This is a genomic window from Alterinioella sp. B-7, from assembly GCF_056857775.1.
Window position 1 is genome coordinate 432,821 of sequence record NZ_JBSXNT010000032.1, and the last position, 21,074, is coordinate 453,894.

Below are 21,074 nucleotides of genomic sequence, written 5' to 3' on the forward strand. Positions count from 1 at the left end.
GAAAGAACTCGGTCCGCGCGGGTCAGATCAGAAGCGATGCCGCCCCTTCCAGCCTGAGCAGCGCCACCTTTGTCTCGATCCCGCCCGCGCCGGAATAGCCGCCAAGGCCGTTTGCCGCCAACACTCGGTGACAGGGGATGAAGACCGGGATCGGATTGGCCCCGCACGCCTGCCCGATCGCCTGAGCGGAGACGCCAAGCCGCTGCGCCAGATCGCCATAGCTGCGGGTCTCGCCATGGGGGATTTCCGTGAGGGCTGCGTAGAATTCCTGCTGAAACCGGCTGCCACCGGGGGCCAGCGGAACGGAGAAACGCCGTCGCGCGCCCGCGAAATATTCCGTCAACTCGGCCCGCGCCTGATCGAAAATCGGCGCGGGATCGTCGTGCAACGGCTGGCGCCACTCAACCGCCGTGATCGCCCCGTCCCGTGCCGACAGGATCAGGGTCCCGACCGGAGTCGAGACCCCGGCCCGCATCATGCGTCGGGGCCGATCTTGTCCTGCGTCTGCGTCTCGAAATCGGACGCATCATGGCGTTCATGCAGCTGCGTCGCCGGATCGCCCGAGGTCTTGTTGACCATCCGCCCGCGTTTCACGGCAGGCCGCGCGTCGATCTTCTCGGCCCATTTCACGACGTTCCTGTAGCTGGCGACATCGAGGAACTCGGCGGCGTCATAGGCCCGGCCCAGGGCGAGGTTTCCATACCAGGCCCAGATCGCCATGTCGGCAATCGTGTAGCTGTCGCCGGCCATCCACTCCCGCTCGGCAAGGTGACGGTCCAGCACGTCAAGCTGGCGCTTGGCCTCCATCGCGAAGCGGTTGATCGGGTATTCCATCGGCTCGGGCGCATAGGCGTAGAAATGGCCGAAGCCGCCGCCCAGGTAAGGCGCGCTGCCCATCTGCCAAAAGAGCCAGGACAGCATCTCGGGCCGATCCTCGGGCGCGCCCAGGAAGGCGTCGAATTTCTCGGCCAGGTGCAGCAGGATCGCGCCGGATTCGAAGACACGCACCGGGGTCGGCCCCGAACGGTCCATCAGCGCCGGGATCTTGGAATTGGGGTTCACCTCGGTGAAGCCCGACCCGAACTGATCGCCATCGCCGATGCGAATGAGCCAGGCGTCGTATTCGGCCCCCGCGTGGCCCGCGGCCAGCAACTCCTCGAACAGGACATTGACCTTGACCCCGTTGGGCGTCGCCAGGGAATAGAGCTGGAACGGATGCTTGCCGACCGGCAGCGCCTTTTCATGGGTCGGCCCGGCGATGGGCCGGTTGGTCGAGGCGAAGGCCCCGCCGTTTTCCTTGTCCCAGGTCCAGACCCTGGGGGGCGTGTAGCTATCGGTCATAGGGTGCTTCCTGTTGGAGTGCAGTCATTCACCCAAAGATATACGGACTCAGTCCGGCGCCAAGGGCACAATCGCCCCTGCAAATGCGCACAAGGTCACGCAGCTGACGCCTGGCGCGCATAATCGTCGGCATCGAACCATCCGCGCGAGGCCGCAACCTTGAGGTCCTCGCCGATCTCCCATTCTTCCCATCCGCGCACATTCAGGGGCCGCCCGCTGGATGCGTCATGGCCCGTAAAGCTCCAGACAAAAATCGCATGGGTGCCCGAAACCCTGAGATCGTCGCAGGTCAGGCTCAGGTCGGGGACATCGGCAAAGAAGCCTGCCGCCATGTCGCGCACCCTGTCGCGCCCCGACCAGGGGTCGCCACGATTGATAACGATCTCAACATCGGGCGCGTAGAAGGACGCGACGGCATCGGCAGAGCCGGAATTCCAGGCGGCGGTGTAATCCTTCGCCATGCGTGCGACGGCGTCGGGTGTGACTGGCATGGATGTTCCTTTCGGGCAGAGACTGACACCGTGCCCGCGATCTTGGCGCGTGTCGAGTCCCGGCGCGGTGCCTTAGTCGAGGCGCTGCACCAGGTCACGCAGGTCATCGGCATGCGCGTACAAGGGGTTCTCGAACTCGTAGCCCATTGCCTCATAGGCCCCATCGAGACCGAGCGCGGCCCCCTCCAGCGCGGTAATCGCGGCCTCCAGCGCGGCGCGTAGCTTTGCGGCGTCCTCCTCGCTGACGGTCCTGAGCTGGATGATGTAGGAATTGAGGACGACGGAGGCTTCCTTGTCCTTGAAGAAATCGACCAGGGTGTCCTTGAGGCCGTTCAACAACACCAGCGCCCGCGCCAGGCGCGAGGTTTCGTCGGATTCGTTGGCAAAGAAGTCACGGATCGCATCGGCGGCCTGCTGCACATGGTCGAAGGCGTGGTCGGCAATGCCCGCAAGCTCGATCTTGACCGAGACCTCTTCGATGATCTCGACAGGACGTCCGTCACCGGACAGTCGCAGGAAATCGGGCCTGCTGAACTGGCTGGCGTCGTCGGTTTTGGGAATTGAACCGCGCAAGGCTGGCAAGCGGGTTGTATCGACCTCGGTGAAGACCCTGTAGCTTGCGTCGGCCTCCTTGGTGTCATGTGCCAGATCGAGGATGCGCTTGACGCCGAGGCGCTCGATCCCCTTGGCCGGGGTCGGGTCGGCAACGAATTTGTAACCGATGGTGAAGGATTTATCGCGCGTGAGCGACTTGGTGTCATTGAGCAGCACGCGCACCACGTTGGGAATGTTGCCGGTCGCGGCGCTACCGATGGCGCGTTCGGCAGCCGCGATCATCTCCTCCGAATAGTTGCGAACCGCGTTCAGCACGTTGCCGGGCAACTGGAACCGGTAACGCAGCCCGACCTCGTCGCCGTCGATCACCGGTTCGGGCGTGACGCGGACGAATGTGGCGGCGTCCCGCCAGGCCGGGTCGAGCGGCCCGATCCGGGGCGGGTAACTGATGACGGGCGAACGCTTGTCGAGGCGGAGAGACAGATCGGCGGGCATGGCGGGGATCCTTTCGTGACCAATGGCAGGCAATCCGGGAAACGAATTGATGCCTGTGGGTCGGCGACAGAACCGTCAGCGTTCAAAGAATTGACAAGACCCGCGCCGGGAATGTGATCCGGCGCGGGTCTTGTCAGACTGTCTTGTCAGCGGCTTTCGACGTCAGCCAAGCGCCGCGTCGCAGCGCCCGCAGACGCCGGGGTGATCGTGGCGTCCCACATCGGGCAAAATCTTCCAGCAGCGCTGGCATTTCTCGCCCTCCGCCCTCTCGAAGACAACGCCGACGCCCTCCACTTCGGGCAGGCGGAACGCCTCACCGGGCAGGGGATCGCCGGTCAGCGTCACGCCCGAGGTGATGGCGATATCGGCGAAGTTCACCGTTTTCAGCGCCGCCAGCACCTCCGCATCGCGCACATGGACCGTGGGCGCGGCCTCCAGCGAGGCACCGATCACCTTGTCGCGGCGCTGCACCTCCAGGGCCGCCGTCACCACGCGGCGGGCGCGGCGCACACGCGCCCATTTCGCAGCCAGCCCCTCGTCGCGCCAATCGGCAGGCGTGACGGGGAAATCGACCAGGTGGACCGAGCTGTCATCGCCGGGGAAACGCTCCAGCCAGACCTCCTCCATGGTAAAGACCAGCACCGGCGCCAGCCAGGTCGTCAGCCGGTGGAAGATCAGGTCCAGCACGGTGCGCGCGGCGCGGCGGCGGTCGGTGTCGCCGTCGCAATAGAGCGCGTCCTTGCGGATGTCGAAATAGAAGGCGGAAAGATCGCCGGTGGCGAAGGCGAAAACCGCCTGGAACACGCCCTGGAAGTCGAACCGGCGATAGCCGTCCTGCACCACGTGATCCAGTTCCGCCAGCCGGTGCAGCACCCACCGCTCCAGTTCCGGCATATCCGCGGGCTCGACCCGGTCGGCCTCGCTGAAATCGGCGAGGCTGCCCAACATGAACCGCATCGTGTTGCGCAACCGGCGATAGCTGTCGGCGGTGCCTTTCAGGATCTCCGGCCCGATACGCTGATCGTTGGTGTAATCGGCCTGCGCCACCCAGAGCCGCAGGATATCGGCCCCGTATTGCTGCACCACCTTCTCGGGCACGATGGTGTTGCCGAGCGACTTGGACATCTTCATGCCCTTCTCGTCCAGCGTGAACCCGTGCGTGACCACGTTGCGGTAAGGCGCGCGGCCCATCGTTCCGCAGGCTTGCAAGAGCGAGGAGTGGAACCAGCCGCGATGCTGGTCGGTGCCTTCCATGTAGACATCGGCGATACCGTCCTCGGTGCCGTCCTCGCGGTCGCGCAGCACGAAGGCATGTGTGGAGCCTGAATCGAACCACACATCGAGGATGTCGAAGACCTGATCGTAATCTTCAGGATCGACGATGCCCGAGAGGAACCGGTCCTTGGCCCCGTCCTGATACCAGCAATCCGCACCCTCTTCCTCGAAGGCCCGCACGATGCGCGCATTCACCACGGCGTCCCGCAGCAGGAATATCTCATCCGTCGGCAGCGCGCCTTTCCGGGTGAAGCAGGTCAGCGGCACGCCCCAGGCGCGTTGGCGGCTGAGCACCCAGTCAGGGCGCTGCTCGATCATCGAGTAGAGCCGGTTGCGCCCCGTCTGCGGCGTCCATTTCACGAGCTTGTCGATGGAGGTCAGCGCGCGTTCGCGGATCGTCAGCCCGTGATCGTCCTGACCGTCGCCGACGGGCTTGTCCACGGCGGCGAACCATTGGGCGGTGTTGCGGTAGATCACGGGGGCCTTGGAGCGCCACGAGTGCGGATAGCTGTGCTTGATCTTGCCGCGCGCCAGCAGGCCGCCGACGGAGGCAAGCTTGTCGATCACGGCGGTGTTGGCGTCGCCCTCGCCGCCCTTGCGGTTGAGGATATAGGTGCCGCCGAAGAAGGGCAGATCGGCGCGGAAGCCGCCATCGTCCATCACGTTATAGGTGATCACCTGGGGCAGCATGCCCAAACCGCGATAGAGTTCATATTCCTCCATCCCGTGGCTCGGCGCGCAATGCACGAAGCCGGTGCCTTCCTCATCGGTCACGAAATCGGCGGCGCGGAAATCGCGGGGCTGATCCCATTCACCGTTCGCCCCCTCGGCCCCGGCAAGCGGGTGATGCAGCGTCATGCCGGACAACTGCGCGGGTGTCACGTTGCGCAGGCGGCGGTATTGGCCGGGCTCCAGCCGCGCCTTGGCCATCACATCCGCAGCCAGCTTGTCGGCCAGGATGAAGCGGTCGCCCTTGGCGGCCCAACATTCCTCGCGCGCGTCGGTGACCTCGTAGAGCCCGTAATCGAAGCTGTCGCCGAAGACGACGGCCTTGTTGGAGGGGATCGTCCAGGGTGTCGTCGTCCAGATCACCACATAGGCGCCCTTGAAATCGCGCGCGGCGTCGGCCTTGGCTTGCGTCACTGCCTCGCGGGCATCGTCGGTCTCCTCCTCATCGGACAGGACCAGGTCGGGCATGTGGAAATCGGTGACCTTGAACTTGACCCAGATGGTGAAGCTTTCCTTGTCGTGATATTCCACCTCGGCCTCGGCCAGGGCGGTTTTCTCGACCGGCGACCACATCACCGGCTTGGAGCCCTGGTAAAGCGTACCGTTCATCAGGAATTTCTGGAACTCCTCGGCGATCACCGCCTCGGCGTGATAGGCCATGGTCAGGTAGGGATCGTCCCAGTTGCCGGTGATGCCGAGGCGCTTGAACTCGTCGCGCTGGATATCGACCCAGCCTTCGGCGAACTTGCGGCATTCCTGGCGGAAATCGACGATATCCACCTCGTCCTTGTTGCGGCCCTTCTTGCGGTATTGCTCCTCGATCTTCCATTCGATCGGAAGCCCGTGGCAGTCCCACCCCGGCACATAGCGCGCGTCATGGCCCATCATCTGATGGGAGCGCACGATCATGTCCTTGATGGTCTTGTTCAGCGCGTGGCCGATATGCAGGTGGCCGTTGGCGTAGGGCGGCCCGTCATGCAGCGTGAAGGGGGTGCGGCCTTCCTTGGCGCGCAGGCGGCCATAGATGTCCAACTTGTCCCACCGGGCCAGCCAGTCCGGTTCGCGCTTGGGCAGGCCCGCGCGCATCGGGAAATCGGTTTTCGGAAGGTTCAGCGTGGATTTGTAGTCGAGCGACGGCTCGGGCGTGTCGGCGCACATGGGATGCGGTCCTGTCTTGATCGGAGTATGGGGGGTATATCAGGGCGGTGCGATGGCTCAAACACCTGTGTCCCGGCGGCTCGATCTTTCAGAGCGCCGGGCCAGTAATTCGCTGAATGATGCGCAAAGTGGCATAAGTCATGGGGGCGGTTATAGGGGCCTCTCGGCATGGGGTAAAGACGCCGATTGGACCGTTTCAGGGGCCATTCGACCTCAGTCTACGTCAGCCTCGCAGCGGGATTGTCGGTCAGACGTTGAACAAGGTGCCGACAAAATACGCGATCGCTGCGGCCGTCCCGCCAATAGCCAGCGTCTCGCCCCCCGAGCGCCACCAGGGCGACAGCGACCAGACGCTCTTGGCTGCACCGATGGAGAAAAAGACCGCCCCCGTCAGGATGATCGAGAGGCGGAACGCCTCGGCCATGCCGAACAGGAAAGGCAGCAGCGGGATCAGCCCGGCCAGCAGGAACGCAACGAAGGTCGCCAAGGCGGCACGCATCGGGTGCGGATCGACGGGGGGACGACCGTATTCATCGACCAGCATCATCTGGATCGCGGACGCCCGGCTGGCCGCGACCTGATCAGTTGCGGCCTCCAATACGTCGCCCGACAGCCCTTTCAGTCGCAAGATCTCGCGCAACTCGCGGCGCTCGCCGGTGGGTTCCTGGTCGATATGGCGACCCTCGATGAGCTTCAGGCGCTGCATGTCATCAAGCTCGGCCTTGGTGCCCGAATAATTGGCCGCTGCCATCGAAAACCCGTCGGCCAACACATTAGCGACGCCAAGCGCGATGATGATGCCGGGGGCAAGGCCCGCCCCCGCGACACCGGCGACGATGGCAAAGGTTGTTACCGCACCGTCAATAGCGCCATAGACCGTGTCGCGCAGGTAGCCGCGCCCGCCGCCGGTTCTTATCCGCGCCTCAACCTCGACCTGCGTGTGTCCGTGTTCCAGTGTCATCGTCTTTGTGCCGTTTTGTTTCGATCAGGTAGGAGTCTGTCAAACGGCCCGCGCAGCGACAATGCGATGGATCAATAAGGCTCGGCCTCGGAACCTGTCGCGCCTGGCCCACATGGCGGGGGGCGTGAGGGACCGGAAGAGTGTCCGGCGTGCGTTTTCCGATACCCGGCGGCGCAGTCCTGCACTAACCTGCGGAAATGACATTGCAAATCGGCATAGCCGGGGCCGGGATCGGGGGCCTGTCAGCGGCGGCGCTTCTGGCCGCGGACGGGCATCGCGTGACCCTCTTCGATCAGTTCGCACGGCCCGCGCCCGTGGGCTCTGGTCTGGTCGTGCAACCCGTCGGCATGGCGGTGCTGGACGCGATGGGGGCCGGGCGGATGACCCGCGATCTCGGCCAGCGCCTAGACCGGATGGCGGGGAACGAAGCCACATCCGGCCGCCGCGTCCTCGACGTGCGCTATGGCCAAACCCCGGAGCGCCAGGGCCTTGGCATCCACCGCGCGGCCCTTTTTGATGCGATCCACCGCGCCGCGATCCGGGCGGGGGTGGAGATCACGCCCGAACACCGCGCCACCGGGCGCGACGGGCGATACCTGCATTTCGGGGCCGGGCGCGAGGGACCGTTCGACCTCATTGTCGATGCCTGCGGGGCAGGCTCGCCGCTATCGCCTCTGACGGCCCGCGCCCTGCCCTACGGAGCGGTCTGGGCCACCGTGCCCTGGCCCGAGGACAGCCGCCTGCCCAAGGATCATCTCAGCCAGCGCTACCGCCGCGCCGACCGGATGTTGGGCGTGCTGCCGGTGGGGTCGATGCCCTCGAACCCCGGCCAGCCGCTGGCCGCGATCTTCTATTCCCTGCCGGTGGCGCATCATCCCGACTGGCTGGATCAGGATTTCGAGGACTGGCGCAAGGCGGCAACGGACCTCTGGCCCGCGTTCGGCCCTTACCTGGGCTGGATCGAGGGTCACGCCGCCTTCACCTTCGCCAGCTACAGCCACGGCACATTGCGCAGGCCCTGGGACAGCGGCATCGCCCATATCGGGGACGCGGCGCATCGGGCCAGTCCGCAACTGGGGCAAGGGGCGAACATGGCGCTGCTGGATGCGCGCGCGTTGCAACTGGCACTCAGGCAGGCGCGGGGGGACGAGGCGCTGCGCCTCTATGCGGGCGCACGGCGCTGGCATGTGCGGGCCTATCAGACCATGTCGGCCGCCTTCACCCCGCAATACCAGTCCGACAGCCGCGTGTTGCCGGTGCTGCGCGACCGGGTCCTGGCCCCGATGGCGGGTATGTGGCCGATCACGCGGGTTCTGACACGGCTGGTCTGCGGCGACCTTGTGCCGCCGATGCCCGCGCTTACACCGCGACGCGGGAAAGCCTGCGTTCGCGCAGGATGATGTAGAGCCCCGCCGCCACCGTCAGCGTGATGCCAATCGCCGCCAGCCCGTCCGGCAGGTCGCGGAAGATCAGCCAGCCGATCAGCGTGGCCATGGGAATCTCGAGATACTGCATCGGCGCAACCGTGGCCGAGGGGGCAAAGCGCAGGCTCCAGGTCATCAGGAGGTGCCCGAGCGTGCCGAGAACCCCGATGGCTAGCAGCAGCGCCGCCTCGGCCCCCGAGGGCCAGACCAGGCTGAGCGGCGTGTAATCACCGGGGACAGCCAGGAACAGCAGCAGGAGCGGCGTCGCCACCAGCCCGCTGACCGCCTGCAACGCGATCGGGTCGACCTCTTTCGCCACCTGCCGCGTGACCAGCATGAACAGCGCGAAGACCACCGCCACCGTCAACGGCAAGAGCGCGGGCCAGCCCACCTCGGCGAAACTGGGCTGGATCACCAGAAGCGTGCCGATGAAGCCCACGATACAGGCCTGGAACCGGCGCGCGCCGACCTCCTCGCCCAAGACGAAATGGCCCAGAAGCAGCATGATGAAGGGCATCACGAAGGCAATCGCGATGGCATCGGCCAGTTCGAGGAAGCGCAGCGAGGTGAACATCGCCGCGATCCCGATGATGTGCAGCACGGTGCGCACCAGGGTCAGCCGCAGCACGCGGGGGCTCATCCGCATCGGCGTGCGCATGACGGCGGCATAGGGCAGCAGGATCAGGCCCTGAACGGCAAAGCGCACCAGCAAGAGTTGCAGCAGCGGGATGGTGCCACCGAGCAGCTTGGCGATGGAATCGCCCAGGGGCGCCAACACGCAGAACCCGAGCATGAGAACGATACCCAGAACCGGGCGGTCGCCGGTCATGTTCCCGATCCAAAGAGGCCGCTGAGCGCGCGCCGCCCGATCCGCGTGACCGAAGGCCGGGTGCCGCGATGGAAGGGCAACGGGCGGCAGACCTCCATCGCGGCGACGCCGACACGGGCGGTCAGCGCGCCGTTCACCACGCCCTCGCCAAACCGGCGCGAAACCTTGGACAGCAGCGACCCCCCCGCGATGGAGCCTATGAGGTCATCGCCCACGGCCACCGCGCCGGTCGCCACCAGATGGGTCAGCACCGCCCGCGTCAGCCGCCAGGCCCCGAGCGTCCCGGCCCGCCCACCGTATATTTCCGCGATGCGGCGGATCATGCGCAGGTTGGCGGTCAGCGCGGTGAACACATCGGCCAGCGCGATGGGGACCAGTGCCGTGACCATGGCGACCTGCCGCGCGGCGGCCTCGACCTGCGCCTGTGCTGCGGCATCGAGCGGGGCCAGCATCTGGGTTTCAGCCAGATGCAGGAGCCCGTCGGCGTCGAACACATCGCCCTTGCGGCTCTCGAACGCCTCGCGCCCCAGGCGCAGCTCGGGCCGGTTCGCATAGAGCGCACGCAGATCCTCCGTCACCCCGCGCGCCGCCGCCAGATCACCCGCCGCCAGCGCATGTTCGGAGCGCTGGCGCAGATCGTCGAGCTTGCCGAGCCGGAAGAACGACGCGGCCTCGCGCAGCGCGATAATGAGGAGGGCCAGCAGGACGAGCCCGATCAGGACCGTGGCGATCCAGCCAAGTACAGGGTTCGCGGCCAGCAATCCGGTGACGAAATTCCACGCCGCCAGCGAGACCACGAAGGTCACCAGCGCCAACAGCGCCCCCCAGAAAAGCCGCCCGATCCGCGAGCCGCGCCGCGTGGCCAGCGCCGCCATGGTCTGCATCGCCTGCCCCGAGGGCGCGGGCATATCCATATCCGGCACGGGCGGCGCGGTGTCGGGGGTGGCACCGGGGGTGTCGTCCAGTTCGATCAGCACGGGGCCCTTGCGGTCAGTCATCGCAGTTTATCCCCCAAAAGAAACTCGGCGGCGCGATCCAGCCTTATATGCGGCGGACCTTCGCCGCGTTTCAGCGACAGGCGCGCGGGCGCGAAGCGCATCACCCGGTAATCCTCGTCCAGCCAATTCGCCTCACCGGCACGGGCGGGCGACAGAAGGTGATTGGGGTCTTCGGGCAGGGTGCCGGGGTGAAACGCGGCCTCTTTGCCGGTCTCCAGCAGCCGCCCGCGCACGAGGTCCAGATCGCGCCCGCCATGCTCGCGCGTTTCCTCGACCGTGGCGCGCAAGGCGGCGATGGCCATGGCCTCGGTCGTGGCTCCCGCATAATCGGCGCGGTCGCGGGCGTCGCGCAACAGCGCCTCCATGATCGCGGTCAGGCGCGGGTGCTGCGTGTGGTGCAGGTGGTCGGCCTTGGTCGCGGCGAAGAGGATCTTCTCGACCCGCCGTCCCATCAGCGCGGTCAGGAACGAGTTGCGGCCAGGCCGGAACGCCTTGAGGATCTCGACCATCGCGCCGCGCAGATCCTCGACCGCGCGGGGGCCCGAATGGATCGCGCCAAGCGCGTCGACCAGCACCACCTGACGGTCGATCCGGGCAAAGTGATCGCGGAAGAAGGGTTTGACCACCTGCGCCTTGTAGGCCTCGAACCGGCGCGCCATTTCCCGGCGCAGGCTGCCGCGCCGGGCGTCACCCTGCGGCAGGGGCACGAAGGTCAGGACGGGGCTGCCCTCCAGCTCTCCCGGCAACAGGAACCGGCCCGGCGTGCAATCGGAATAGCCCGCCTCGCGCGCGTCGCGAAGATAGGCCGAAAATCGTGCGGCGAGGGCCTGCGCCTGCGGTTCCTCCAGCGGCGCGGCCCCGTCGACATCGCGAACCGCGGCGATGAACGCCTCGCCTTCCCGCCGCGCTTCGGCCCGCGCGAGGCTGGTCGCACTCCATTCCTCGTAGCTCTGGCCCATCAGCGGCAGATCCAGCAGCCATTCGCCGGGGTAATCCACGATATCGAGATGCACGGTGCGCAGGCCGGACAGACCCGAGAGCAGGCCAGACGGGCGCACCCGCATCGACAGCCGCAGCTCCGACACGGTGCGCGTGCTTTCGGGCCAATGCGGTTCGCGGCCCGTCAGTGCGGCCAGGTGGTTCTCATAATCGAACCGGGCGACGGTATCGTCGGGCTGCGGTTGCAGGAAGACCGACTGGATGCGCCCCGAACTGGCGGCCTGCAACGCGGGCATCCGGCCCCGGTCGAGCAGGTTCGCCACCAGCGAGGTGATGAACACGGTCTTGCCCGCGCGGCTGAGGCCGGTGACGCCAAGCCGGACCACCGGCTCGAAGAATGTCTCCGACACCGAGGAGGTCACGCTCTCCACGCCACGGCCAATCCTGTCGGAGATCGCCCCAATCACCACGCCACACGTCCTTTTCCATCCGTTCCGGTCGAGAATAGGCATTCGGACGGGCAGTTTACAGGCCCGATTGCGCGCAAGGGTCAATTGGGGTAGCGCAACACCATGCCGCGCTATGCCCTGAAAATCGAATATGACGGCGCGCCCTTTGCCGGGTGGCAGCGCCAGTCTGACCAGCCCTCGGTGCAAGGCGCGGTCGAGGCCGCACTGGCGCGGCTGGAGGCGGGCGTGCCGGGGATTGCGGCGGCGGGCCGGACCGATGCTGGCGTTCACGCGCTTGGCCAAGTGGCGCATTGCGACATGGCCCGCGATTGGGAACCCTTTCGCCTGTCCGAGGCGTTGAATTATCACCTGAAACCGCAGCCCGTGGCCGTCGTCGCCTGCGCGCGGGTCAAGGATGACTGGCACGCGCGGTTCTCGGCGGTCGAACGGCAATACATCTTCCGCCTCATCGCGCGCCGCGCGCCGCTGACCCATGACGCCGGGTTCGCCTGGCAGGTGAAACAGCCGCTGGACGTGGCGGCGATGCGCGAAGGCGCCGCGCACTTGATCGGGCGGCATGATTTCACCACGTTCCGCGCCACCCATTGCCAGGCCGCAAGCCCGGTCAAGACGCTCGATGAAATCACCATCCGCGAAATTCCCCGCGCCGAGGGCCAAGAACTGGCGATCTTCCTGCGGGCGCGGTCATTTCTGCATAACCAGGTCCGCTCCATCGTCGGCACGCTGGAACATGTCGGGTCCGGATCATGGCAACCGGAGGACGTGAAGGCCGCGCTTGAGGCGCGCGACCGCGCGGCCTGCGGCACGGTCTGCCCGCCGCACGGGCTCTACCTGTCCGACGTGATTTATCCCGCCCCCGTCTTCGGTCCCGCGCCATGACTCCCGCCCTGCCCGCCACCCGCGATATCGTGCTGATCGGCGGCGGGCATACCCATGCGCTGGTGTTGAAATCCTGGGGCATGAAGCGCCTGCCCGGCGCGCGCCTGACGCTGATCAACCCCGGCCCCACCGCGCCCTATTCGGGCATGTTGCCCGGCCATATCGCGGGGCATTACACGCGGGAAGCCTTGGATATCGACCTCGTCCAACTGGCGCGCTTCGCGGGCGCGCGGATCGTGCTGGACGCGGCTATATCGCTGGACCCGGTGGCACACATCGTGACGCTGAAGGGGGGACGGCGGATCGCCTATGACATCGCCTCGCTCGATATCGGCAGCCATGGCGAGATGGCAGAGATCAAGGGGTTCTCCGCGCACGCCGTCGCCGCCAAGCCGCTGGACCGCTTTGCCGATACATGGGCGCGTTTCGTGGCCGGGAACGGCGGCCCGGTGGCGGTGATCGGTGGCGGTGTGGCGGGGGCGGAGCTGGCCATGGCAGCCGCGCATCGGCTGCGGCAGGCGACCGGCGACGCGCAGGTCACGCTGCTCGATCAGGGCCGCCTCCTGGATGCCTTGCCTGAACGCGCGCGGAAAAGTTTGACGGCTGAACTATCCCGGCAGGGCGTTGCCTGCCACGAGGGGGCCGAGGTCGCCCGTATCACCTGCACGGGCGTGGAACTGGCCGACGGCACCGCCATTCCGGCCCGCTTCACCCTCGGCGCAGGCGGCCCGCGCCCCTATCGCTGGCTGTCGGAAACCGGCCTGGAGACCGAGGCCGGATACCTCGCCGTTTCGCCCACGCTTCAAACCAGCAACCCTAGCGTCTTCGCGGCAGGCGATTGCGCGCATCTGGGATTCGCGCCGCGCCCCAAGGCAGGCGTCTTCGCCGTGCGCGCCGCCCCGATCCTGACCCATAACCTGCGCGCGATGGCGATGGGGCGCGCGGACGGGATGCACCGTTTCAAACCGCAGCGCGACTATCTCAAGCTGATCTCGCTCGGGTCCAGACGGGCCTTGGCCGAAAAGGCGGGGTTTTCCCTGAGGGGGCCGCTCCTGTGGCGCTGGAAGGACCGTATCGACCAGAAATTCATGGACAAATTCAGGGGGTTGGAGCCGATGCGCCCGCCCGCTCCACCACGGACCACTGCCGCAGGAGTCACCGAAGCGCTCGGCGACAAGCCCCTATGCGGCGGCTGCGGGGCCAAGCTCGGATCGGGCAGCCTGACGGCCGCGCTCTCCTCCCTCCCCGCGCCCACACGCGCCGATATCCTGTCGCGCCCCGGCGACGATGCCGCGATCCTGAGCCATGGCGAGGACCGTCAGATCCTGACCACCGACCACCTGCGCGCCTTCACGGATGATCCCGCCCTGATGGCCCGGATCGCCGCGATCCATGCGCTTGGCGATTGTTGGGCCATGGGGGCCGCGCCGCAAAGCGCGCTGGCGACCGTAATCCTGCCGCGCGCCGTGCCGGACCTGCAATCGCGCTGGCTCAGCGAGATCATGAGTGAGGCCAGCGCCGTCTTCGCCGCAGAGGGCGCGGCGATTGTCGGCGGTCACAGCAGCCAGGGCGACGAGATGACGCTTGGCTTCACGGTGACAGGGCTGACCGAGCGCGACCCGATCACGCTGGCCGGGGCGCAACCGGGCGACGTGCTGATCCTGACCAAAGCCATCGGCACCGGAGTGATCCTTGCGGGTGAGATGCAGATTGCCGCGCCCGGTAAGGTCGTCGCGGAGGCGTGGCGCAGCATGTGCCTCACTTCCGGTCCCGCCGCCCGCACCCTCGGCGAGATCGCCCACGCCATGACCGATGTGACCGGCTTCGGCCTTGCGGGCCACCTGATGAATATCTGCGCGGCGTCCGGGGTCGCGGCACGTCTCGACCTCGATGCCATCCCCCTCCTGCCCGGCGCGATGGACCTTGGCGAAAGGGGAATCGCCTCGACCCTCAAGCCGCAAAATGAGGCGGCACTTGCGGGTCGGATCGGCCCGAGCGATCACCCCGCCCTGCCGCTTCTCTTCGATCCGCAAACCGCCGGAGGGCTGCTGGCCGCCGTTCCAGCCGACACGGTGGATGCGACGATCACCGCGCTTGCCCGAACGGAGACGCCCGGCACCGTCATCGGTCAGATCACCGAAGGCGCGCCCTCACTCGACCTGAGCTAGTGCCGCCATCACCCGATCCGCCAACCCCGGCAGGTCGCGCGTGTCCAGCCGCTCGGCGCGCACCGTTGCGGCAGGTGCACCCGCCTCGCGCGCCCTTGCATAGGCCGGATCGTAGTGATGCTGCATAAGGCTCGCGGCCAGCGCCTTCCACTCTCCCGCCCGCGCCTGTTCCTGCCAGGTCTCGACCAGCGCCCCGCCGCGCAGCGGGCGCAACCCTTCCAGCAGGTCCACAAGCCCCCCGCGCGATGTCTGCAGGTCCGAATAGGCCACCCGCAGGAACCGCGCGCGCGCCTCAAGCGGAGCCTCGATCACGACACGCGGCGCGCCCGACATCGCGCGCCACAGCGCAGGCGGCAGGCGCAACGATCCGATGCGGCTCGATTCCGCCTCCACCACCACGGGCTGGGTCGGATCGAGCCCGCGAAACGCGCTCATCAACGCGCTTTCAAACCCCTTCTGCGCTGGCTGATCCTCGGCCACCGCCCCCAGGATCGAGCCGCGATGCCGCGCCAGATTTTCCAGATCCACGACCTGCGCGCCGCGCGCGACCAGAAGCGGCAGCAGCGCCGTCTTCGCCGTCCCGGTATTGCCATCCAGCCGGATCAGGCGGAACGGCAGATCCCTGTCATAGAGCGCCGCCACGACAGCCCGCCGGTAGCTGCGATAGCCCCCCTCCAGCACCTCCACCCGCCAGCCGATCTGACGCAGGATCGTCGCGAAGGAGCCCGAGCGCTGCCCGCCGCGCCAGCAATAGACCAATGGCTGCCACCCGCCGTCATGGCCCATCAGATGCGCCTCGATATGGGCTGCTGCATTGCGCGCCACCAGCGCCGCCCCGATCTTGCGCGCGGCAAAGGGGCTCTCCTGCGCATAGATCGTGCCGACCCGCGCCCGTTCGGCATCGGACAGCACCGGCATCGAAACCGCACCGGGCAGATGATCCTCGGCAAATTCGGCAGGCGCGCGCACGTCGATCACCTGATCGAACTGCGCCCACTCTGCCCGCCAGATTTCGCCAAGCTCGAAACCCAATGCCCCGCCTTCTCTTTCATTTTGCTCAAAATACCTCCGCCGGAGGCCGCGGGACCGTGAGGTCCCGCCCCCGGTCGGATTGCCGACAGGCAATTCGAGGCCAGGTTACACGCCCTGCCCTGCCAGTTTGCGGAACCGCTGGATCAGGCTCGACGTGTCCCACCGTCCGCCGCCCATGCCCTGCACATCGCCGTAAAACTGATCGACCAGCGCCGTGACCGGCAGGCTGACGCCCATTTCCTGCGCCTGTTCCAGCGCGATCCCCAGATCCTTGCGCATCCAGTCGACGGCAAATCCGTGGTCGAACTTGTTGTCCACAACGGTCCCGGCCCGGTTGGCCAGTTGCCATGATCCGCCCGCGCCCTGGCTCACCAGCCCCGCGACTTTCTTTGCGTCCAGACCCGCCTCCATGGCGAAGAACAACGCCTCGGACATGCCCTGGACCAGGCCCGCGATGCAGATCTGGTTGACCATCTTGGTCAGTTGCCCCGCGCCGACCGGGCCGAAATGCTCCACCGCCTTGGCGTAGGGATCCATCACCTTGCGCGCGGCGCTGAAATGCGCCTCCTCGCCGCCGCACATGATGGCAAGCTGGCCGTTCTCGGCCCCCGCCTGCCCGCCCGAGACCGGCGCGTCGACCCAGCCGAAACCCTGGCTCGCGCCCTCCTCGGCCAATTCGCGGCTGACGATGGCCGAAACCGTGGTGTGATCGACGAAGATCGCGCCATCCGCCATCCCGGCAAAGGCGCCGTCCTCGCCCAGGACCACCGAGCGCAGATCGTCATCATTGCCGACGCAGGCCATGACGAACGCCGCGCCGTCTGCCGCCTCGCGCGGGGTCGGCGCGTGATGGCCGCCATGCTCTGCCGCCCATTTCTCGGCCTTCGCCCCGGTTCGGTTGTAGACCGTGACCTGATGGCCCGCCTTTTGCAGGTGACCCGCCATGGGGTAGCCCATGACGCCCAGTCCCAGAAATGCGAGTTTCGCCATATCGTCCTCTCCCCGTCTGACCTCAGCCCCTTCATTGCGCGGATCGGGCGCGGGGGGCAAGGGCCGGGCGGAGAAATCAGCTTGCCGCGGCCAGAAGCGAGGCGTTGCCGCCTGCCGCCGTAGTGTCGATGCAGACGTGGCGCTCCAACCGGCAGAAGCCCGACAGGTCGGCCTGCCCCGCCAGCGGAATGAGCGCCCCGTCACGGGCCGCCAGCGCCTGACGGATGGCGCGCGCCTGGGTCTCGGGCCCATCGAAAGCCACGACCGCGACCCCCTGCAGATCGCGCAGGGCGTCGGGCGACAGCGTGCCGTCGATCTCGGCCCCCGGTGCCACCGCCACCGCCTTGCAGCCCGACCATTCGGCGATGCGCACCTGGTCGGCGGCGGCGTCCGCGCTTGGGCCGAGGCAGAGCACCGTGCCGCGCGCATGGGTCGAGAGGCGGTTCGATTCCCCCGTCGGCCCCGGCAGGGTCATGACCTTGCGCCGCGCCAGAGTGTCGGTATTTGCCCGCGCCAGCGCCGCCTGCACGGCCTGCACATCCGCCGCACCGCCGTCTTTCATCGGCTCCAGATCATGATCGACCGCGCGGAAGCGCGGCACGTAGTTCGGCCCGCCCGCCTTGGGGCCGGTGCCCGACAGCCCCTCGCCACCAAAGGGCTGGCTGCCGACGATGGCGCCGATCTGGTTGCGGTTGATATAGATATTGCCGACTTTCAGCGCGTCCGAGACATGCTGAACCCGGTCGTCGATGCGGCTGTGCAGCCCGAAGGTCAAGCCATAGCCGCGCGCGTTCACCGCCGCCAGCACGTCATCGACCTGATGCGCCTTGAAGGTGGCCAGGTGCAGGACCGGGCCGAAGACCTCGCGTTCCAGGTCGGCGATACCCGTCACCTTGATCAGCGCGGGTGCCAGGAAGGCCCCGTCTTTCGGGGCCGGAATTTCGTGCAGCAACCGCCCGTCCTTGCGCGCCGCCGCTACATAGTCCGCGATCTCGTCGCGCGCCGCCTCGGAGATGATCGGCCCGATATCATGTGCCGTATCCCACGGGTCATCGAGTTTCAGCTCATCCATCGCGCCTTTCAGCATCTTGAGGAAGCCTTGCGCGATATCCTCCTGCACGTAGAGGCAGCGCAGCGCCGAGCATCGCTGCCCCGCCGACTGGAAGCTCGACGCGATCACGTCGCGCACCGCCTGTTCGGGCAAGGCGGTGCTGTCCACGATCATCGCGTTCAGGCCCCCGGTTTCGGCAATCAGTGGCGCGCGCGGGTCCAACCCGTCCGCCATCGTCCGGTTGATGCGCTGCGCGGTGGCGGTGGAGCCGGTGAAACAGACGCCCGAGACGCGGCTGTCGCCGGTCAGCACCGGGCCAAGCGCGCTGCCCTTGCCGGGCAGAAGCTGCAACACCTCGCGCGGCACACCGGCCTCATGCAGGAGCCGCACCGCCACGCAGGCGACAAGGCTGCTGTTTTCCGCCGGTTTCGCCAGCACGCCATTGCCCGCCGCCAACGCGGCGGTGATCTGGCCCGAGAAGATCGCCAGCGGGAAGTTCCAGGGAGAGATGCAGGTGAAGATCCCGCGCGGGGCATCGGCATTGGCCTGGCCTGCGTAGTAGCGGATGAAATCGACTGCCTCGCGCAATTCGGCGATGCAGTCGGGCAGCGCCTTGCCGGCCTCGCGCGTCAGGACCGCGAAGAATTCGCCGAAGTGCTCCTCGTAAAGGTCGGCGGCGCGCACGAGCACCTCGGCGCGGGTTTCGGGCGCCGCGTCCCAAATGCGCGCGGCGGCAAGCGCGGTTTCCACATCCGTGCCACTCGCGTCGGTCAACTGGCCGACACGCTCATCGGGACGGGCCGGGTTCATCACGTCATGCGGGGGCTCGCCCGCGACCTCTCCGGCGATTATCGGCCCGCCTTGCCACTCGTGGTCCGCAAAGGGCGCGCGGGCGGCCTCGATCTCTTCCAGGTCATCGCGGGAATGCATATCGAAGCCGCGCGAGTTGCGACGTCCGGGGAAGATGTTGGCGGGGTCGGACACGCCCGGCGCGGGTGTCCTGATCGCCTCGGCATAAGCCGTGAACGGGTCTTCGGCCACCACCTCGGCGGGCACATCCTCATCCACGATCTGGTTGACGAAACTGCTGTTGGCGCCGTTTTCCAGCAGCCGCCGCACCAGATAGGCCAGCAGATCGCGATGCGCACCGACAGGCGCGTAGATACGGCAGCGGGTGCCGTGGCGCTGGTGCAGGATGTCGTGCAGCGCCTCGCCCATGCCGTGCAGGCGCTGGAACTCAAACGCGTCCTTGTCCCCGGCCATTTCCAGGATCGCGGCGGTGGAATGGGCGTTATGGGTGGCGAATTGCGCATAGATGCCGGTCGAATAGCCAAGCAGCTTGGCGGCGCAGCACATATAGGCCACGTCGGTCGCGGGTTTGCGGGTGTAGACCGGGAAACCCTCCAGCCCCTCGACCTGCGCGCGCTTGATCTCGGTGTCCCAATAGGCCCCCTTGACGAGGCGCACCATCAGCTTGCGGTCAAGCTCCTCCGCCAGCGCGTTCAGCCAGTCGATGACATGCGGCGCGCGTTTGCCATAGGCCTGCACCACGACGCCGAACCCGTCCCACCCGGCAAGGCTGTCATCGCGCAGCACCGCCTCGATGATGTCGAGCGAGAGATCCAGCCGGTCGGCCTCCTCGGCGTCGATATTGAGGCCCATCCCGGCGGCTTTCGCATCGCGCGCCAGCTCCAACACGCGCGGCACAAGCTCCTCCATGATGCGGGCGGATTTGGTCTCCTCGTAGCGCGGATGCAGGGCCGAGAGCTTGATCGAGATGCCGGGGTTGTTGCGGATATCGCCCGAGCGGCATTCGCCCGCCAGCTTGGCGATGGCGTCCTTGTAGGCGGCCATGAAACCGGCGGCGTCATGCGCCGTCATCGCCGCCTCGCCCAGCATGTCATAGCTGTAGGTGAAGCCCTGCCGCACCTTGGTCTGGCCGCGCTTGACCGCGTCGCGGATGGTTTCGCCCAGGACGAATTGCTGCCCCATCTCGCGCATGGCCCGCCCCACGGCGACGCGGATCACCGGCTCACCCAGGCGTTTCACCGCGCCGCGCAGGGTGGCGCTGATGCCGGGCTCTTTGTCTTCACGCAGAACCTTGCCGGTCAGCATCAGCGCCCAGGTCGAGGCGTTGACCAGGCTGGAGGCCGACTTGCCCAGGTGGCTGCCCCATTCCGACGGCGCGATCTTGTCCTCGATCAGCGCATCCACCGTGTCGGCATCGGGCACGCGCAAGAGCGCTTCGGCCAGGCACATGAGCGCCACGCCCTCCTCGGTCGAGAGGCCGTATTCGGCGAGGAACACCTCCATCAGGCCGGGCTTGGCATCATTGCGGATGGCATGGACCAGCCGGGCGGCATTGGCGCTGATCGCGGCGCGGATCTCGGTGTCGGGCGCATGCGCGTCGGTGAGGGTTTCGATCAGCCGCGCCTCGTCGGCGGTATGGGCGGCGCGGATCTGCTGGCGGAGTTGGTCGAGCGTGGACATGGGCGGGCAACCTCGGGGGCGGAATTGCGGGTGATGGCGCAAGATAGCATCGTGCAATCGGGCAGGTTGCCTTTGGTTCGCCCGTTGACAGGCAATCTGCCCTAAGATTTGGTATGGTTCGATCCTGATGGACGGAGTTTTACCGATGGACAGCCAACTCGACGCCTATGACCGCAAGATCGTCGATCTGCTGCTGGCCGATGGCCGCCTGCCCGTGACCGAGATCGCGGCGCGAATCGGCTTGTCGAAGACGCCGACGCAGACCCGGCTGGCGCGGCTGCGCGAGGCGGGCGTCATCCGCGGCTTCCGCGCCGTGGTGGACCCCGCGAAACTGGGCCGCGATCACGTCGCCTTTGTCGAGGTCAAGCTGACCGACACGACCGAGGCCGCGCTGCGCCGGTTCAACGCGGCGGTGATGGCGGTGCCCGAGATCGAGCAATGCCACATGATCGCGGGGGCGTTCGACTATCTTCTGAAGGTGCGCACGCGGGATATGCGGGACTATCGGCGGGTCTTGGGCGAGGTGGTCTCGGGCCTGCCCCATGTCGGGCAGAGCAGTACGCATGTGTCGATGGAGGCGGTGAAGGATCGGGCGTTCTGAGACGTGGTGTCGAATTGCCTTCGGCAATCCGACCCGCGGGGGGCTGTCTGCCCCCCGCACCCCCCGGGCAAGTGTGTTGTTCAGGTTGGCTGGTATGGCCTGTTTTCGCGGATCATGGCATTTAGAATGATGAGCAGTTTGCGCGTGACAGCGATGATGGCCTGTTTTGGAGCTTTGCCGTTTGCTCTGAGCCGGTCT

16 protein-coding genes are annotated in these 21,074 nt (G+C 67.0%); 4 read left to right on the forward strand and 12 right to left on the reverse strand.

Annotated elements, in window-relative coordinates; translation table 11 throughout:
* Positions 1–22 precede the first annotated feature (22 nt).
* The 6 genes from AC13C7_RS11785 to AC13C7_RS11810 all read right to left on the reverse strand — a co-directional run bounded on the left by AC13C7_RS11785 (position 23) and on the right by AC13C7_RS11810 (position 7,005).
* On the reverse strand, positions 23–478 hold the full coding sequence (locus AC13C7_RS11785; protein WP_482867587.1) for a methylated-DNA--[protein]-cysteine S-methyltransferase: 456 nt from the start codon (positions 476–478) through the stop codon (positions 23–25).
* Positions 475–1,341, reverse strand: a complete 867-nt coding sequence (gene yghU / locus AC13C7_RS11790; protein WP_482867588.1) for a glutathione-dependent disulfide-bond oxidoreductase — start codon at positions 1,339–1,341, stop codon at positions 475–477. Before yghU ends, AC13C7_RS11785 begins: the two co-directional genes overlap by 4 nt.
* A 95-nt stretch (positions 1,342–1,436) precedes the next feature.
* Complete coding sequence (locus AC13C7_RS11795; RefSeq protein ID WP_482867589.1) at positions 1,437–1,832, reverse strand: nuclear transport factor 2 family protein; 396 nt, start codon at positions 1,830–1,832, stop codon at positions 1,437–1,439.
* Positions 1,833–1,904: 72 nt separating this feature from the next.
* Entirely contained in the window at positions 1,905–2,882 is a 978-nt protein-coding gene (locus tag AC13C7_RS11800) for a hypothetical protein (RefSeq protein ID WP_482867590.1), read from the reverse strand.
* A 162-nt stretch (positions 2,883–3,044) separates the two neighbouring features.
* Positions 3,045–6,044, reverse strand: coding sequence for an isoleucine--tRNA ligase (gene ileS, locus AC13C7_RS11805; RefSeq protein ID WP_482867591.1), 3,000 nt, complete (start codon positions 6,042–6,044; stop codon positions 3,045–3,047).
* Positions 6,045–6,291: 247 nt separating this feature from the next.
* Positions 6,292–7,005: a VIT1/CCC1 transporter family protein gene (locus AC13C7_RS11810; RefSeq protein ID WP_482867592.1), complete on the reverse strand. Its 714-nt coding sequence runs from the start codon at positions 7,003–7,005 to the stop codon at positions 6,292–6,294.
* 197 nt (positions 7,006–7,202) lie between these two features.
* On the opposite strand from AC13C7_RS11810, the gene AC13C7_RS11815 reads away from it, so the two are divergent.
* Entirely contained in the window at positions 7,203–8,405 is a 1,203-nt protein-coding gene (locus AC13C7_RS11815; protein WP_482867593.1) for an FAD-dependent oxidoreductase, read from the forward strand.
* On the opposite strand, the gene AC13C7_RS11820 is transcribed toward AC13C7_RS11815, so the two are convergent.
* Genes AC13C7_RS11820 through AC13C7_RS11830 form a run of 3 tightly spaced genes read right to left on the reverse strand, consistent with a single transcriptional unit; the run spans position 8,365 to position 11,665 of the window.
* A complete protein-coding gene (locus tag AC13C7_RS11820; protein ID WP_482867594.1) occupies positions 8,365–9,258 on the reverse strand; it encodes a DMT family transporter in 894 nt (297 codons plus the stop codon). The two genes, AC13C7_RS11815 and AC13C7_RS11820, sit on opposite strands and share 41 nt — an antisense overlap.
* Positions 9,255–10,256 (reverse strand): YcjF family protein, encoded by a 1,002-nt coding sequence (locus tag AC13C7_RS11825; RefSeq protein WP_446169093.1) that lies wholly within the window; start codon positions 10,254–10,256, stop codon positions 9,255–9,257. The genes AC13C7_RS11820 and AC13C7_RS11825 overlap by 4 nt, the downstream gene beginning before the upstream one ends.
* The gene (locus tag AC13C7_RS11830) at positions 10,253–11,665 is read right to left on the reverse strand and encodes a YcjX family GTP-binding protein (protein WP_482867595.1); all 1,413 of its coding nucleotides are present in this window, start codon (positions 11,663–11,665) and stop codon (positions 10,253–10,255) included. Before AC13C7_RS11830 ends, AC13C7_RS11825 begins: the two co-directional genes overlap by 4 nt.
* A gap of 102 nt (positions 11,666–11,767) precedes the next feature.
* On the opposite strand from AC13C7_RS11830, the gene truA reads away from it, so the two are divergent.
* Entirely contained in the window at positions 11,768–12,544 is a 777-nt protein-coding gene (gene truA / locus AC13C7_RS11835; protein WP_482867596.1) for a tRNA pseudouridine(38-40) synthase TruA, read from the forward strand.
* Entirely contained in the window at positions 12,541–14,712 is a 2,172-nt protein-coding gene (selD, locus tag AC13C7_RS11840; protein ID WP_482867597.1) for a selenide, water dikinase SelD, read from the forward strand. The genes truA and selD overlap by 4 nt, the downstream gene beginning before the upstream one ends.
* Here selD and mnmH read toward each other — a convergent pair.
* From mnmH to putA, 3 genes are all read right to left on the reverse strand, one after another.
* Positions 14,695–15,744: a tRNA 2-selenouridine(34) synthase MnmH gene (mnmH, locus tag AC13C7_RS11845; RefSeq protein ID WP_482867598.1), complete on the reverse strand. Its 1,050-nt coding sequence runs from the start codon at positions 15,742–15,744 to the stop codon at positions 14,695–14,697. The genes selD and mnmH overlap by 18 nt on opposite strands.
* Before the next feature lie 105 nt (positions 15,745–15,849).
* Positions 15,850–16,734 carry an NAD(P)-dependent oxidoreductase gene (locus AC13C7_RS11850; protein WP_482867599.1) on the reverse strand — a complete coding sequence of 295 codons (885 nt, stop codon included), beginning with the start codon at positions 16,732–16,734 and terminating at the stop codon, positions 15,850–15,852.
* A gap of 76 nt (positions 16,735–16,810) precedes the next feature.
* The gene (gene putA, locus AC13C7_RS11855; protein ID WP_482867600.1) at positions 16,811–20,275 is read right to left on the reverse strand and encodes a bifunctional proline dehydrogenase/L-glutamate gamma-semialdehyde dehydrogenase PutA; all 3,465 of its coding nucleotides are present in this window, start codon (positions 20,273–20,275) and stop codon (positions 16,811–16,813) included.
* 145 nt (positions 20,276–20,420) lie between these two features.
* Here putA and AC13C7_RS11860 point away from each other — a divergent pair, with 145 nt between their 5' ends.
* Positions 20,421–20,876 carry an Lrp/AsnC family transcriptional regulator gene (locus AC13C7_RS11860; protein ID WP_172320796.1) on the forward strand — a complete coding sequence of 152 codons (456 nt, stop codon included), beginning with the start codon at positions 20,421–20,423 and terminating at the stop codon, positions 20,874–20,876.
* The last annotated feature ends 198 nt before the right edge of the window (positions 20,877–21,074 follow it).